General features: G+C 61.4%; 15 protein-coding genes. 10 read left to right on the top strand and 5 right to left on the bottom strand.

Features of this window, described 5'->3' with window-relative positions:
• Positions 1-67 precede the first annotated feature (67 nt).
• The 8 genes from tilS (at position 68) to ACMNI9_RS04560 (ending at position 9,716) form a co-directional block, all read left to right on the top strand.
• Entirely contained in the window at positions 68-1,186 is a 1,119-nt protein-coding gene (gene tilS / locus ACMNI9_RS04595; RefSeq protein WP_114567282.1) for a tRNA lysidine(34) synthetase TilS, read from the top strand.
• Between the two features lie 86 nt (positions 1,187-1,272).
• A complete protein-coding gene (locus ACMNI9_RS04590; protein ID WP_225749739.1) occupies positions 1,273-1,977 on the top strand; it encodes a Maf family protein in 705 nt (234 codons plus the stop codon).
• Positions 1,978-2,198: 221 nt separating this feature from the next.
• The gene (gene hpt / locus ACMNI9_RS04585) at positions 2,199-2,741 is read left to right on the top strand and encodes a hypoxanthine phosphoribosyltransferase (RefSeq protein ID WP_114567332.1); all 543 of its coding nucleotides are present in this window, start codon (positions 2,199-2,201) and stop codon (positions 2,739-2,741) included.
• 17 nt (positions 2,742-2,758) lie between these two features.
• Positions 2,759-5,017, top strand: coding sequence for an ATP-dependent zinc metalloprotease FtsH (gene ftsH, locus ACMNI9_RS04580; protein WP_418831035.1), 2,259 nt, complete (start codon positions 2,759-2,761; stop codon positions 5,015-5,017).
• Positions 5,014-6,321, top strand: a complete 1,308-nt coding sequence (folP, locus tag ACMNI9_RS04575) for a dihydropteroate synthase (RefSeq protein ID WP_418831034.1) — start codon at positions 5,014-5,016, stop codon at positions 6,319-6,321. The genes ftsH and folP overlap by 4 nt, the downstream gene beginning before the upstream one ends.
• Complete coding sequence (locus tag ACMNI9_RS04570) at positions 6,318-7,145, top strand: biotin--[acetyl-CoA-carboxylase] ligase (protein ID WP_418831032.1); 828 nt, start codon at positions 6,318-6,320, stop codon at positions 7,143-7,145. Before folP ends, ACMNI9_RS04570 begins: the two co-directional genes overlap by 4 nt.
• A 380-nt stretch (positions 7,146-7,525) precedes the next feature.
• The gene (locus ACMNI9_RS04565; RefSeq protein WP_181792592.1) at positions 7,526-8,926 is read left to right on the top strand and encodes an MATE family efflux transporter; all 1,401 of its coding nucleotides are present in this window, start codon (positions 7,526-7,528) and stop codon (positions 8,924-8,926) included.
• Positions 8,927-9,116: 190 nt separating this feature from the next.
• Positions 9,117-9,716 carry a biotin transporter BioY gene (locus ACMNI9_RS04560; RefSeq protein WP_123192761.1) on the top strand — a complete coding sequence of 200 codons (600 nt, stop codon included), beginning with the start codon at positions 9,117-9,119 and terminating at the stop codon, positions 9,714-9,716.
• 112 nt (positions 9,717-9,828) lie between these two features.
• On the opposite strand, the gene ACMNI9_RS04555 is transcribed toward ACMNI9_RS04560, so the two are convergent.
• The 3 genes from ACMNI9_RS04555 to ACMNI9_RS04545 all read right to left on the bottom strand — a co-directional run bounded on the left by ACMNI9_RS04555 (position 9,829) and on the right by ACMNI9_RS04545 (position 12,978).
• Positions 9,829-10,938 (bottom strand): 3-oxoacyl-ACP synthase III family protein, encoded by a 1,110-nt coding sequence (locus tag ACMNI9_RS04555; protein ID WP_418831031.1) that lies wholly within the window; start codon positions 10,936-10,938, stop codon positions 9,829-9,831.
• Between the two features lie 688 nt (positions 10,939-11,626).
• On the bottom strand, positions 11,627-12,370 hold the full coding sequence (locus tag ACMNI9_RS04550) for a gamma-glutamyl-gamma-aminobutyrate hydrolase family protein (RefSeq protein ID WP_418831029.1): 744 nt from the start codon (positions 12,368-12,370) through the stop codon (positions 11,627-11,629).
• A gap of 44 nt (positions 12,371-12,414) precedes the next feature.
• A complete protein-coding gene (locus tag ACMNI9_RS04545) occupies positions 12,415-12,978 on the bottom strand; it encodes a TetR/AcrR family transcriptional regulator (RefSeq protein ID WP_114567272.1) in 564 nt (187 codons plus the stop codon).
• A 204-nt stretch (positions 12,979-13,182) separates the two neighbouring features.
• Between ACMNI9_RS04545 and ACMNI9_RS04540 the strand changes: the two genes are divergently transcribed.
• Entirely contained in the window at positions 13,183-13,674 is a 492-nt protein-coding gene (locus ACMNI9_RS04540) for an HsmA family protein (RefSeq protein WP_114567271.1), read from the top strand.
• Positions 13,675-13,688: 14 nt separating this feature from the next.
• On the opposite strand, the gene ACMNI9_RS04535 is transcribed toward ACMNI9_RS04540, so the two are convergent.
• Both ACMNI9_RS04535 and ACMNI9_RS04530 read right to left on the bottom strand, forming a co-directional pair.
• On the bottom strand, positions 13,689-14,624 hold the full coding sequence (locus tag ACMNI9_RS04535; protein WP_216529356.1) for a sensor histidine kinase: 936 nt from the start codon (positions 14,622-14,624) through the stop codon (positions 13,689-13,691).
• 110 nt (positions 14,625-14,734) lie between these two features.
• A complete protein-coding gene (locus ACMNI9_RS04530) occupies positions 14,735-15,430 on the bottom strand; it encodes a response regulator transcription factor (RefSeq protein WP_123192755.1) in 696 nt (231 codons plus the stop codon).
• A gap of 123 nt (positions 15,431-15,553) precedes the next feature.
• Between ACMNI9_RS04530 and ACMNI9_RS04525 the strand changes: the two genes are divergently transcribed.
• A partial coding sequence (locus ACMNI9_RS04525; protein WP_418831037.1) for a type III pantothenate kinase occupies positions 15,554-15,663 on the top strand: 110 nt, incomplete at its 3' end.

Here is a 15,663-nt window from a genome sequence, read left to right as displayed (position 1 = left end):
GCCCCGTTTGGGCTTCGCCGCTTTCGAGTGGGTTCGATCGGCGGGATATGCGAGAAGGGGAGCGAACGTGAGCGAATCGAACATCCTGCGTCAGCGCATTGCTGCCGCCGTTTCCGAGCGCGACTTGGCGAAGCCGGACGCCCCGGTGCTTCTTATGGTGTCAGGGGGGTCGGATTCGACGGCGCTGGCATATTTGGCTCGCGACCTGCACGACGAAGGGCTGGTGGGCCCGCTTGCCATGTTGCACGTGAATCACAAGCTCAGGGGCGAAGACGCCGATGCCGACGCGCGGTTCGTGGAAGAGCTTGCCGAGCTTCTGGCTGTGCCGCTGTTCTTGTGCGAGGTCGATATAGCGCGCGAGGCGCAGCGCACGGGCGAGAACGTGGAGGCCGTCGCGCGGCGCGAGCGCTATCTTGCCGCGAACGAAGCGCTCGAAAGCCTGTGCCTGCACGCGTCCGCACCGCTTGCGGACGGGCGTATTTTCACGGCTCACACAGCCGACGACCGCGTGGAGAGCTTCTACATGAGGTCCATCGTGGGTACGGGGCCGGGCGGCTTTCGCGCGATGCGGTACCGAAACGGGCCGGTGGTTCGTCCGTTGCTGGACGCGACGCGCGATGATCTTCGGGCGTATTTGGACGACCGTGCACAGGCTGGCTTGCCGGTGGCGCGCGACGATTCGGGCGCGCTGTGGCGCGAGGATGCCACGAATGCCCATACCGACCGGTTTCGCGCGTACGTGCGCCACGAGATCGTGCCGCGTGCGAAAGAGCGAAATACCCAGCTCATGGAAGTGCTGTGCCGAACCATGAACCTGATCGCCGACGAAGACGACATGCTCGAGAGCCTGGTGGACGATCTGGTTGAGCAGCATGCGTCCTGGATCGAGCATGTTCCCGGGCAGTCCCCCGATTTCGATGCCGGTTGCGTTCTGGCCCCCGAGCTGGGAGAACAGCCCGTTCCGTTGCTTCGTCGCGTGGCGGTGCGCATCTTGCATCACATGCTGGGACCCGAAGCGCGGGTGGAGACTGCTTCCGTGGACGCCGTGCTGGCCGCATGGGGCGAAGCGCGCCCAAGGGGCGGGTACGTGGCCAACGTGCAGGGCGATTTGGCTATCAGCGCCAACAAGCAGGGCGTGCGCATAGAGCCCATGGCTGCGTTTCGTGCGCGAAGGAAGCGGGTCTAGCGCCTCGCGCGCCTGCGTCCATTCGGGCTTGTTGGAGAAGTGCGCCGTTTTCTTGTGCGCTTCGCCAAGGTGGTACAATACCCGTCATGGAAAACGAACAGAACATTTCATCTCAAGAGTCCGCAAGCGCCGAGGCTCAGTCGGCTGCGCCTTCTACCCAGCCCGCACCCGCCGTCGACGTCATTTTGGCCAGCGGGTCGCCGCGACGCCGCGAGCTGCTGGAGCGGGAAGGCGTGGAATTCACCGTCCGCGTGTCCGAAGTTGACGAAACGTTGGAGCCCGATTTGCTTGCCGACCCGCCCGAAGCGGCTAAAAAGCTGGCAGAGCGCAAAGCCGGAGCCGTGGTTCAAGAGGTCCTGTCGGGCGATTACACGGGCATGGCCGCCGTTTTGGGCGCCGACACCATGGTGGTGTGCGAGGGCGAGATTTTCGGGAAGCCCGTGAGCCTTTCCGACGCGAAGCGCATGCTGCGTCGACTGGCCGGCACCACGCACGAAGTGATCACCGCCGTATCCGTATGGCTGGTCGCCGCGCCCGAGCCCGACCAGGTATCGCTGGGCTTCCGCACGTTCGTGGACAGCGCTGCCGTGACGTTTCACGAGCTGAGCGACGACCAGATCGTCGAGTACCTGCGCAAAGGCGAATCGTTCGACAAGGCTGGCGCGTATGCCGTCCAAGGAGCCGGAGCCGATCTTGTGAAGCACGTGCAGGGCGACCTCGACACGGTTATCGGCTTGCCGGTAAAGCGCTTGCTCGAAGAGTTCCCGGACTTGAAGACTTCGCTCGCCTAGCGCTTCAACGACGGACGGTTGCTTATAAAGCCCCAGTTCCTGCGGCACAATGTAATTATCGTGGCATGTGGGGCGGCGTTACCGTATTGTCTCCTTTTGCTTGGAGGGCAATGGTACACTAACCGAACTCATGGTAAGCGTTGACGTCCTTGCTCACGTAATGCGCATTCGCGCATGGGCGGTCAAGGATACGAATGGAAAGCGACGAAGAGGCCGAAACCGTGCATCAAGACATTGCGGAGATCCTGTTCACCGAAGACGATCTAGCCCGGCGCGTGGGCGAAATCGGGGCGGCGATCACGAACGATTACGCGAAGGTCGCCGACGAGGGCATCGTGCTCGTGTCGGTTCTGCGCGGCGCTGCAATTTTCATGGCGGATCTGGCTCGTGCGATTGAGCTGCCGCTCGAGATGGACTACATGGCCATTTCGTCGTACGGCAACGGCGCGAAAAGCTCCGGCGTGGTGCGCATCCTCAAGGACCTTTCCTCCGAAATCGAGGGGCGGCACGTTATCGTGGCCGAAGACATCCTCGATTCCGGCCTTACTTTGAAGTACCTGTTGAAGAACCTGTCGTCGCGCGGTCCTGCCTCCATCGAGGTTGCGACGTTGCTGCGCAAGCAGACGCCGGCGCAGGCGAAGATTGATTGCAAGTATATTGGCTTTGAATGTCCCGATGAGTTTATCGTAGGCTATGGGCTCGATTTCGCGGAGCGTTACCGCAACCTTCCCTACATCGGCGTTTTGAAGCCGGAGATCTACTAACCCGAAAGCAAGGCTTTATGGCACAGCAAAACAAACAATCACAGTTTCAGCAGCCGAACCCTCGGACGACCGTCATATCGGTCATCTTGTTCATGATCATTGCCTTTTTCGTAGGGCAGCAGTTCATGAACATGTCCACGTCGGGGTCTATGCCTACCGATCGCCTGATCACCTCGGAGTTCGTTCAGGCCGTCGAGCAGGACCGCATGACGAAGGTGGTGTACAACGCGGGCGACTACACGGTGTCCGGCACGTACTACCCGGCTATCACCGCGGGCTCGACTGCGGCCGACGCGTTCAACGGGGCCTTCCAGGCGCTGAACGCGAAGATGGCAACCATCAAGAATCCTGAAACGGGCAAGGCCTTGGGCGGCGTGGGAACGTCCGACTTGAGTTCCGTGACCTTGGGCAGCGAGCATAAGTTCACGTCCACGTACGCAGGCGGTTCCATCGGCGAGCTGATGGCCGCTCACCCGAACGTGCCGTACGAGGTGCAATTGCCTAGCCCGTGGGCCAGCATTCTGTCCACGCTGCTTCCCATCATCCTGATCGGCGGCCTGCTGTTCTTCTTCTTCAATTCCATGCAGAAGGCGAACAACTCCCAGATGAGCTTCGGCAAGGCTAAAACCAAGAAGAGCATCGAGGAGCGCCCCGACGTCAAATTCTCCGACGTTGCCGGCGTGGACGAGGCTGTAGAGGAGATGCAGGAAATCAAGGACTTCCTGGCGAATCCCGCCAAGTACCAGTCCATGGGCGCGAAGATTCCGCGCGGCTGCCTGCTGGTGGGCCCTCCGGGTACCGGCAAGACGCTGTTGGCGCGCGCCGTCGCTGGCGAAGCGGGCGTTCCGTTCTTCAGCATTTCCGGCTCGGACTTCGTCGAGATGTTCGTGGGCGTGGGCGCGTCCCGTGTGCGTGACCTGTTCCAGCAGGCGAAGGAAGCTTCCCCTTCCATTATCTTCATCGACGAGATCGACGCCGTGGGCCGTCAGCGCGGCACCGGTTTGGGCGGCGGTCACGATGAGCGCGAGCAAACGCTCAACCAGTTGCTGGTGGAAATGGACGGTTTCGAGGCCAATGATTCCGTGGTGCTGATCGCGGCGACCAACCGTGCCGACGTGCTCGATCCCGCCTTGCTGCGCCCCGGCCGCTTCGATCGCCAGATTGTGGTGGACGCGCCCGACGTCAAGGGTCGCGAGCGCATCCTGCAGGTTCACTCCAAGGACAAGCCTTTGGGCAGCGACGTCGACCTGGCAAAGGTGGCGAAGCTCACCCCCGGCTTTACCGGTGCGGATCTTTCCAACCTTATGAACGAGTCTGCGCTGCTGACCGCCCGCCGTGGCAAGAAGATCATCACCCAGCAGGAAGTCAGCGAGTCGATGGAGCGTGTTATCGCAGGTCCCGAGCGCAAGGGTCGCGTGTTGGACGAGCGCACGAAGCACACCATCGCGTACCACGAGAGCGGACACGCCCTGGTGGGACACCTGCTGCCCCATGCCGATCCCGTGCATAAGATATCGATCATTTCGCGCGGCCGCGCGCTGGGCTACACGTTGTCCATCCCCAAGGAGGACAAGGTGCTCAACTCGCTGGGCGAGATGCGCGACGAGCTGGCCGTGTTCATGGGCGGTCGCGTGGCGGAGGAGATCTTCTGCGATGACATCACCACGGGCGCTTCGAACGACCTTGAGCGTGCTACCAAGATGGCGCGTGCCATCGTGACGCAGTACGGCATGAGCACCGAGCTGGGCACGCAGGTGTTCGGCCAGCCCAATCACGAGGTGTTCCTGGGTCGCGACTACGGCAACACGCAGGATTACTCCGAGGAAACGGCGCGCCGCATCGACGACGAGGTTGCGCGCATCATGAAGGAAGCGCACGATCGGGCGTACGACATTCTGGTGAGCCATCGCGAGCAGATGGACCTGATGGCCAACGTGCTGCTGGAGCGCGAAACCGTGGAGGGCGAGGCGTGCTTGGCCTTGCTGGACAACACGTGGGACGAATACCTGAAGCACGAGGACGAGATCATCGCCAAGAAGGAGGCGGAGGAGCGCGCCGCGCGCGAGCGTGACGAGAAGCTTGCCGACCCCAATTGGAAGGAAGAGCCGATCGAGCCGGGCGATCAGGATCCGAATCCGCCGTTCCGCGCGCCCGTTGCGCCGGATGCGGTGGCGCCCGCTGCGCCTTCGAACGACCCCGCTGCTCCTGCGCCGTCTGACGCTTCTGCGGGTCAGCCCCAGTCCAACGATGAGAAAGGCGACGGAACCGCACGATGATGTGGCGTTGCGCTGACTATACGTTTGATACCAGGATGCCCATCGTGATGGGCATCCTCAACGTTACCCCCGACTCCTTTTCGGACGGCGGTATGCACGATGCGCCCGAGGAGGCGCTGGCTCATGCGCGACGCATGATGGACGAAGGGGCCCGCATTATCGACGTGGGCGGCGAGTCCACGCGCCCGGGCGCGCAGCCCGTGTCCGAGGCTCAGGAGATTGCCCGCGTGCTGCCCGTGGTGCGCGCGCTTGCATCCGAGGGCGTGTGCGTGAGCATCGACACGCGACATGCGGCCGTGGCTCGCGCGTGCCTGGAGGCGGGTGCGGCCATCGTCAACGACGTGTCGGGATTCACCGATCCGGCCATGGTGGAGGCCGTGAGCGAAAGCACGTGCGGGCTGGTGGTCATGCACATGCAGGGCGAGCCTGCCACCATGCAGGACGACCCCACGTATCGAGATGTCGTGGTTGAGGTGCGCGACTGGCTGCGCGATCAAGCGGCCATGCTGGAGGCCAAGGGCATCGCGCGCGACCGTATATGCCTTGATCCTGGTCCCGGATTTGGGAAAACGCCGCAACAGACACTGGAGCTGGTGCGCAATTTTCAGGAGCTGGCGCGCTTGGGCTACCCCGTGATGGTGGCGGTTTCTCGCAAGAGCTTCCTTGGATATGCGTACGGCATCGAAAACCCTGCCGATCGTGACGCCGTGTCCGCTGCTGAGGCGCTCATGGCTTGCGAGCTGGGTGCGAGCGTGGTTCGTGCGCACAACGTGAAGGCTACCGTGGAAGCGCTCAAGGACCTGCGTCCGTACGCGCTGGTCGGGCTGGGCTGCAACGTGCCCTTGGTGGCAAGCCCGGGCGAGGAGCGCGAAGGCAAGATCGCCATGCTCAATCAGGCCATCACCGAGATGTGCTCGCTGCCCGACACGCAAATCATCGACATATCGAGCTTTTACGAAAGCGAGCCGGCCTACTACCTTGACCAGGACGTGTTCGTGAACGCCGTGGTGCTGCTGCGAACCGGAATTGCCCCGAAAGAACTGTTGGGCTACCTGCAGGCGATCGAGAACAGCCTGGGCCGCGTGCGCCAGATCGAGAACGGTCCGCGGACGTGCGACCTCGACATTCTGGACTATCAGCTGTACGTGGTTGATTCGGAAGTGCTCACGTTGCCCCATCCTCGTTTGCTCGAGCGCGATTTCACCGTGAAGCCGCTCCTGGAACTGCATCCCGGTCATGTGCTGGCTAACGACGTTGTGGTGACGGACGAAGGCGTAACGGTGGGGAAGGCCGCTCGGTTGTGAGCCAGCTGACGCTTCGCGTGCGCGACCTTGATCGTGTTGCTTCGACGAACGACGAGGTGAAACAGGCGCTTGAGGCGGGCGAGGACGAAGGCCTGGTGGTGCGCGCTCGCGTGCAGACGGGCGGCTACGGTCGGCAGGGCCGTACGTGGGTCAGCCCCGAGGGCGGGCTGTACTGCTCGTGGCTGCTTCGTCCCGAGGTTCCCGCATTCACGCTGCCGACCTTGAGCCTGGTCGTGTCGATGGCCGTTCGCCGGGCGTTGGCTGGCCTTTCGCCTGACGCGGTTCAAGCTGTAGCGATCAAGTGGCCAAACGACGTGGTGCTGGTATCGACGACGGCTTCCTGCGCTAGCTCGGCGCCCTCTGCGACGCCGATCGCGATGGACCGTTCGACGTTCAAGAAACTGTGCGGCATCTCGCTGGAGGCGCATGCGGGCGGGGTGTGCGTGGGAACGGGCGTGAACGTCATTCCGCCGGTCGAGCGCGCCGAAGTGGGGGGCAAGAACGTACCCGCGTACGTTGCCGACATTGTTCCAGCGTTGGCGCACGAGGATCCCACGGATGCGCTCGACTGCGTGTTCGATGCAATCGCAATCGAGTTTTCCCTGCTCTACCAGCTATGGACGCGCGATGGATTCGAGCCGCTTGCTGGCGAGTACAACGAGCATGCGCTTCTTTCGGGCAAGCAGGTGCGCCTGGTTGATCGAGAAGGGACGCTTATCGCGGAAGGGACGGTTGCGCGGGTTGATTCTTTCGGCCGGCTCGTGTTGTGCGACGACGCCGGCCTGGAAACCCCCGTCACTTCGGGCGAAGCCCATATCGCGTAGGGTCGCCCTTGCAGCGGCGATTGCGGCGTCGCAAGCGCATTGTCGCCCGAAACGTACGCTTTCTGCTCGAAAACCGTACGTTTCGGGCGACAATATGGATGGCGCCGGGACATTGAGGCCGTTGGGTCCTTCGCGCGTTCCGCGCTTTCCGCTTCCGCATCCGATCTCCGAGCCTTCGTGGAGTATGCATACGGTTCCTCGTAATGTGCTCGAAAGGGAGTACAATAGAGCGTTCTCTTTGTACGAAATGAGCGAAAGGCAGCATCGAAGGCATGGTAGCAACGAGTGAAACGACGCCGTCCGGGTCTCTTCAGACGGCGCCTCCGCAGGGTTCCGGATCGCCCGAACGAAAGCATCCGAAAGAAGATAAAGTCACGCGCATGGGCACGGCGTCCATTCCTCGCCTGATCGTGGAATTTGCCATCCCCTCTATCCTGGGCATGTTGGTGAACGGCGCATACAACCTGATCGACTCCATTTTTCTGGGGCAGGCCATGGGCGAGATCGGTCTGGCTACGGCAACGGTTGCCATGCCTATTATGACGGTGTTCATGGCTATCGCCATGCTGGTGGGCAATGGCGGCAACGCATTGGCCGCGCTGCGCATGGGCGAAGGCAAGCGCGACGAAGCCGAGCGAAGCTTGGGCAACACCGTTTCGCTTTCTATCGTCATGTGCATCATCGTGGCCGTGATCGTGCATATTCCGATTTGCATAGACGGGTTGTTGAAGGTGTCCGGCGCAACGCCGGAAGATTGGGAATATGCGCGCTCGTTCATCCAGATTATCTCTCTGGGATTCATTTTCCAGTGCATCGGCATGGGCGTGAACAACTTTATCCGTACTGCCGGTGCTCCTAACCGTGCGCTCTCCACCATGATTATTGGCGCGGTGGCCTGCACGGTGTTCAATTACTTGTTCGTGATGGTGTTTGGCTGGGGCGTGCAGGGAAGCGCGCTCGCCACGGTGTTCGGCCAGGCAATCTCGTGCGCGTGCGTGCTGTGGTACTTCATCTTTACTAAAAACGTTCCCATGAAACTGCGCTTGCGCAGCATGCCCCTTCATGGTCGAACGGTGGGTCTTATCATGTCGCTGGGTTTGGCAAGCTTTGCGGTTCAAGCGGGCATGGCCGTGGTCAACTTCGTGTTGAACAACCTGCTGAATATGTACGGTTCCATGAGCGTTTTGGGTGCGGAAGGGGCCCTTGCATCTATCGGCGTGGTGCAACGCGTGGCCATGTTCGCCGTTCTGCCGTTGATTGGAGTTGCCATCGCGATACAGCCCCTGCTGGGCTTCAACTACGGCGCCCACCTGTTCGAGCGTGTGAAAAAGACGCTCTGGTACGGTATTTTCGGCGCTACGGGCATAGGTTTGGTGCTGTGGGCCCTCGTGCACATATTCCCGGAAGAGATCGTGGGCTTTTTCGGCATCGTGGATCCGAACTTGCAGAACTTCACGGTGTTCGCGCTGAAGGTGCAGCTTATCATGCTTCCGTTCATTGGGTTCCAGATTGTGGGATCGAACTACTTTCAGGCTACGGGTCAGCCTGCGAAGTCCATCTTCTTGTCGCTGACGCGTCAGATTCTGTTCCTGGTTCCGCTGCTTGTTTGCCTGCCGATGGTTTTGCCGGGTTGGTTCCCGCAGTTCACCAGCTTGGATGCGCTGTATTTTGCCACGCCGATCTCGGACTTCCTGTCCATTTTTGTTACGGTTGTGTTCATCGTTGTGGAAATGGGTCGACTCAAGAAGCTCGAGGCGGGCGAGATCAAAGCCAAGTTCTAAAAAGAAGCGCGGTATCGGACTGTTTGAACGATACCGCGCGTTCATGTTTGCAGCCGTGCGTTTGCTTCGGCTCGCTTTGCGCGAATCGGCGATTGTCACCCTTGCGATGACCTCTTGATTCACAATTAGGGCAACGTGCGCTAGCATAGACGCCTTGCAGTATCGAGTTGAGATGAAGGAGAGTCTTCGCATGGAAGAAGCACGCAGCAAGGTGCAGAAGAAGGGCGCGGCGTCCCGCACGCGTTCGATAGCGTTCGTCGGCCTTTCGATCGCCATCATGGCCGTTTCCGCTTGGGTGACTGTTCCGCTGGGTCCGGTTCCGTTCACGTTGCAGATGTTCGCGTTCGCGTTTGCCATTCTGGTGCTCACGCCCAAGCAATGCCTTGCCGCGATTGCCGGCTATCTGGTGCTGGGCGCTATCGGGTTGCCGGTGTTTTCCAGCATGCGCGGCGGCATCGGCGTTCTGGCGGGTCCCACGGGCGGTTACTTGTGGGGATGCCTGGTGGGCGCAGCAGTGGTGCTTCTGGTGCTGCATGCGCTGCGCGGTCGTTTTGAGGGTGACGGGAAAGTTTCCGTGGTGAAGGGGCTGGTGCTGGATGTTGCCGTTTGCCTGGTGTTTCTGTGCGTGGTGTACGTGTGCGGCTGGGCGCAGTTCATGGCGGTGACCGGGACCGATCCCATGGCTGCGTTCATGACTACGATTGCTCCGTTCGTGGTGGTCGACGTGCTGAAGATGGTGGCGGCTGCCATCTGCGCACGTGCCGTACGCACCGCCGTGCCGCAGCGATAAGCGCGACGACAGAGCGCGCGTATCCGCGATGCGGATTCGCGCATGGAACGGGGAGGGGCGAGGTCGTTGACCTCGCCCCTCCCCGTCTATCTCACGCTAGAAGCGCAATTTCCTACGCTTGGTAGACGACGGCGCCCGAGGTGAAGCCGCCGCCGAAAGCCACAAGCACCACGATGTCGCCCGGTTTGATGCGCCCGTTTTCGTATGTGTCCGCCAAAGTCATCGGCACGCATGCGGCCGATGAATTGCCGCGATGGGCAATGGAAACCTGGAAGAAGTCAAGCGGACGCCCCATTTTCTTCGCAGCGTATTTGATGATGCGCTCGTTAGCCTGGTGGGGGACGACAAGCGCCACGTCATCAAGCGTCAGGTCCGCGCGTTCCAAAGCGGAGAACACGGCGGTGGCCATGGCGTCTGCCGCGAACTTGAACACCTTCGGCCCGTCCATGCGCAGCACCTGGCGCGGTTCGCCGGCTGCAATCAGCTGTGCTATGCCCAGTTCTTCATCGATGGACGTCAGCGATCGATCGTTCGATCTCGCATCGTTGTTCACGCCGTCCGCATCGAAGGGAACCGGGGAGTCGTAGGCGGCAGGGCATGTGAGCGCATTGGAAGGATCGTCCTCGTTTGCAATGAAGCTGCTCAAAACGCCCGCGCGGTCCTGATCCCACTCCACCACGGCCGCTCCGGCACCGTCGCCGAACAGCACGCACGTGTTGCGGTCATCCCAGTTGGTGATGCGCGACAAGCGCTCCGACCCTACGATGAGCGCCCGGCGAATGGGGTTGCGCCCCTTTGCGCCTGCGATGTTGGGCGCGCATGCCGCCATCATCGATTCTGCGACCGAGAGGCCGTACACGAATCCTGAGCATGCGGCGTTCAAGTCGAATGCCGCGGCGTTCGAGAGCCCCAGGCGTTTGCGCAGCAGCCCCGCGCACGAGGGGACCATCACGTCGGGCGAGATGGTGGCGAAGATGACAAGGTCGATTTCGCTGGCGTCCACGACGCGCTCCGCGTAGCCGCCTTCGCTCCAGCCGAGTGCCTGACGCGCGGCGCTTTCGCTCAGGTCGGTGCTTGTTTCGTCAGAGGCGATGCGTCGGCTTTCGATGCCGGTGCGCGACGCGATCCATTCGTCGCTTGTGTCCACCAGCGTTGCCAATGCGTTGTTGTCGACGTCTAGCGCGGGAAGCGCTTTCCCGCATCCGATGATCGTGCAGCCCATAGTGCTCCGTTCCCGGCCGCCAGGCAGCCGTGCCTGGCGAGCAAATACTTTGATAATCAAACTAAAAGCAGTATAGCATCGGCGCCGAGGTTGCATCGGGCGGTGCGGCTTGCTTTACGGAAACATCAGGCTACCTTCACAATGGGATTCGGGCAAGGTGCGCTTTGAGGCGCGCTTTGAGGAGGGGGCGGCGGCGCGCGGCTTGAGGGCGGATGCGCTTTCGGCTGCGCTCCGCGCGGGCTCCCTGCGTGCGGTTCTGCTTCGGCTTCGCGCGTCCTGTCAAAACGAGCGAGTTTTGCTGGTCCTCGAACCAGGATAAAAGCTGCTGACGGCTGCATGACCTGGGGCGATGCAAAACGCGCCCCAGAAGCTGCTCCCTCAGGGGCGGAAAATCGCCGCAAAACTCGATTGTTTTGACAGGAAGCGATCGGGCTTTCGCTGCTGGGTTTGTTTGGCGCGGCTTGGGGCATCGCCGAGCGCCGCATGCTGCACGCCGTGGCGGCCGCAACGTGCGGCTTCGGCATGTTAGCGCTTTGCGCGTCGCACGGCCCCGATGCCATGTATCCCGCATCTCGCATCCCGCGCTTTGCGCGCCGCACGGCCCCGATGCCCGTGCATCCCGCATCCCGCATCCCGCGCTCTGCACGGACTCGGCGCGCCCGCGTTTCGTCCCGCGCGCTGATGCGCCCTAGCGCGCGGCGTCGGCGAGCGCCTGGAACAGGGGAGCGTTGTCGTCCAAGTACTCGGGGTGCCACTGAACGCCCAGGAAAAACGTGCGCGTGGGATCTTCCAAGCCTTCGATCAGCCCGTCGTCGCTGACGGCCGACACGCGAAGCGACGGTGCGACCTCGGATACCGCCTGGTGGTGCATGGAATTCACGGTGATCGTGCGTTGCGGGCCCTTGACCTGCGGATCTGCCTGAAGCGCGCGTCCTAGCGCGCTGTCGACAACAAGGCGAACGCTTTGCTGCGTCACGTCGTAAGGCGGCTTTTGCTGATGCTTTGCCGTAGTCAGGCCGCAGGCGTGCACGTCTTGGTGCAGCGTACCGCCAAGGGCTACGTTCATGACCTGCATGCCGCGGCAGATGCCCAGCGTGGGAACGTCGAGTTTGTGCGCGAGTCGGGCAAGCTCCAGCTCCAGCGCGTCGCGCGTGTCGAACACGTAAGTTGTTTCGGGAAGCTGTTCGTGGTCGCCGTATCGGGTCGGCGCGATGTCGCCTCCGCCGGCAAGCACCAGCCCGTCGATGCGTTCGATAAGCTCGCGTGCGATGCGTTCGTTGTCTTCGTCCGTGCCGTCTATCGGCGGCAGCAGAACAGGCACCGCTCCCGTGGCGGCAACGCGTCGCACGTACTCTGCCGTAACGCGTTCGACGGGAACGCGCTCGTCCTTTTGCTCTTCCACCACGAAGGTGGTCGTTATGCCGATGATCATGCGCTCGTTCCCCTTCCGGCGCGGGTTGCACCCTCTTTGCGTTCTTAGTACAGCGTTCGTCTGAGCAGCTCGAACAGCGTTTCGCAGGAAAAATCTCCCCGTTTGACGGAGGTGAGCATGCTGGCCCATACGAAAACGCACAGGGGTTCCGGCGCAAGGGGACCCTCGAGCCGTTCTTTGACGATGCGGGGATCGCGCTCGATTGCGTAGATCAGGCCTTTTCGGATGTGCGCAAAGCACGCTTCCTCGCGCAGGTGTGCGGCGGCAAGATCGTGCGTGTTGAGCGTAGATACCTCCGCCAGCCAGTCGTTGCGAAACTTCTCGAGGGCGACCGAAAGCTTGGCGGCAAGGTCTCGGCAGAGATCCACGAAGTCGCCGTTTGCAGCGGCCAACGGCATGAAACAGGAAAGCGATTCGTTCCAGAATTTTCCTACCACATCGTTGACCAGGTCGGACTTTGTGGGATAGGAGTTATAAACCGTGCCAACGGCAACGTCGCAGGATCGTGCGACCTCCCGGATGCTCAATCCCGAAAGGCCTTTCGTGCTGGCCAGCTCGAATGCTGCATCCAGTACCTGTTGCTTGGTGATGACGGGCTTATTACCCATGGAAGCCTCCCGTACGAAGGGTAGTCGGTGCGCGAACGACCCTCATTGTAGAGGAAGGATGCGAACGCGGGCGTGAAGAAACCGTGGCGATCTTCCAGACTGCTTGCCATGAGCGGGCCCTCTTTCTAATATGAACCTTGTTCATTAATGAACGAGGTTCATGTATATAGACGGGCGACAGCCCGATAACGAAAGGAGCATACAATGAGCTGGGATTTGATTGCAGCGAGCACCGCTATTACGTTTGCGCTGATCCTGTACACCATCGGCGTGTTCGGCGAGCGTCGGTCGGGGACGCTGTCGCTCCGTCACGTGGTTCTGTTCTGGGCGGGTCTGACTTGCGACACGACGGGAACCATGCTCATGAGCAACATCGCGCAGCAATCGGGCGCATCGGGCTTCGGCGTGCATGCGATCACCGGCATGCTGGCCATCGCGCTCATGTTGATTCACGCCACTTGGGCAACCGTCACCTACGTTCGTCAAAACGAGCGTTCGATGCTGCGATTCCACACGTTCAGCACGGTGGTATGGCTTGCTTGGCTGGTTCCGTACATTATTGGCATGCTGGTGGGCATCCCCGCCATTCACTTGCAGGCCGTGTGCGCTATCGGAACGAGCGTCGTGATCGTTGCCGTTCTTGCGTTCGTGCTTTTCCGTTCGACGCGCCGCCATGCCCATCACCCGGCACGCTAGCGTTTTCGCGCAGCTTACCGTCCCGGCTGGTCGGTGCGGATGTCGGCTGGGATGGACGGCAAGGCGATGATGAAGCAGGCGCCGCCGTCGGGCAGGTTGATGGCCTCGACGGTGCCGTCATGCGCTTCGACCACGGATTTCACGATGGCCAGGCCCAGCCCCGTGCCGCCCGTTCCGCGGCTTCGCGAGGCGTCGGTGCGGTAGAAGCGGTCGAACAGGAGTTTCGGATCTACGTCGCCGAAGCCGGTGCCGTCGTCTCTCACGGCGATGATGGAGTTGCCCCTCAACCCGAACAGCTCGATGGTGATATGGCCGCCCAGCTCGATGAATCGGCTTGCGTTCTCCACCAGGTTCGTGACGGCCTGCTTGAGCCTGTCGGGATTTCCCAGCACGTCGGGCGCTTCTCCCATGATCTCGGTGTGCGCCTGCCGGTCGCGTAGGATGGGCTCCAGCGCATCGACCACGCCCGAGGCAAGCTCCCGAAGGTTCACGCGCGAAAGCTCGAAGGGCATGCTGTCGTCTTCTATACGCTGAAGGGTGAGCAGATCGTGCGTCAGGCGGCTGAGGCGCTCGCTCTCGTTGATGATGATGGAACAGAACTTATCGTGCAGCTCCGCAGGAAGGTCGGGGTCTTCCAGCATTTCGGCGTTGCCGCGGATGGCGGTCAGGGGGGTCCGCAACTCGTGGGCAACGTCGCTGATGAAGGCAGCTTGGCGACGCTCTTTCAGCGCCAGATCGTGCTGCTGCGTCTTTGCCGTTTGAACAAGCGCACGGAAATCGTTTGCCAAATGGTCGGCCTCCAGCATTCTGCCATCCGCCTCGATGGACACGTCCATGCCGGATCGGTACGCGGCGGTTTTCTTGGCCAGCATGCGTAGCGGCTCTGACAGAAAATGACCGATGACCAGGCTTAAGGGAAACGTAACCAGCAGGACGGGAATCAGCAGCAAAAACGCCCTCGGCGGAGTGCCGAAGGCGAGAAGGCAAACCAGGAGAACAACTGCGCTGGCAAGCAGCGAAAGCAAGGTTGCCAGCAATGAAAAATATGTCTGTAGCCTTTTTATTGCTTGAACCTGTATCCGTATCCGCGTACCGTTTCTACCAGGCCGGGATCGTAACCGGCGGACTCAATCTTATCACGCAGACGCTTGATGTGCGTGTCCACGGTCTTGGTTTCGGTCAAGTATTCCCAACCCCAGGCGTCGCGGAGCAGATCTTCGCGCGAAACCACTTTTCCGGCGTTCTTCATCAGGCTGGCCAGTAGCTCGAATTCGCGCGGCGTAAGCTCGATTTCGCCATGCTGGCCCGATGCCGTGTGGGCGTCTTCATCCAGGGTAATACCGCTTGCGGTGACCGCATGGTTGGCTCCGGGGAAATCTCCGCCCGATCCGCGGCGCAGCAGCGCGCGCACACGTGCGATCAGCTCGCGCACGCCGAAGGGCTTGGCCAGATAGTCGTCCCCGCCAATTTCCAGGCCGACCACTTTGTCCAGCTCGGTGTCGCGCGCCGAAAGGAACAGGACGGGGACGGTGGTCTTCGAGCGCAGGCGACGGCACAGCTCGTAGCCGTCCATGCCCGGGAGCATGATGTCAAGAACGAACAGGTCGTAAGAGTTTTTCGTGGCCAGCGCCAGGGCGTCTTCGCCGTTGTCCACGACGTCGGTGTAGAAGCCCTCTTTTTTCAGAGCGTAGCTGACGAATTCGGTTATCGACGGCTCGTCGTCTACAACGAGGATGCGATGCGGGGTGTCGTTCATGTGGTGCCTTTCTATCAGATAGGTCCCGTGGCCGCTGCCTGACAGATGAGCGTAAGCGGGTTGCTATAATGACGAGAGCAACTATAAACATTTCGGGCGCCGTATAAGGAGACTGTCAGAAACATGTTACTTGCTATCGACGTGGGGAACACGCAAACGGTATTCGGCATCTACCAGGAAGGGGCTCTTCGGTTTCGGTGGCGCGTGGCCACCAACAAACGCCATACGTCGGA

This window comes from Paraeggerthella sp. (assembly GCF_048427265.1).
GTDB classification, from domain to species: Bacteria; Actinomycetota; Coriobacteriia; order Coriobacteriales; family Eggerthellaceae; genus Paraeggerthella; species Paraeggerthella hominis.
This window is presented reverse-complemented; position numbering and strand designations above follow the sequence as displayed.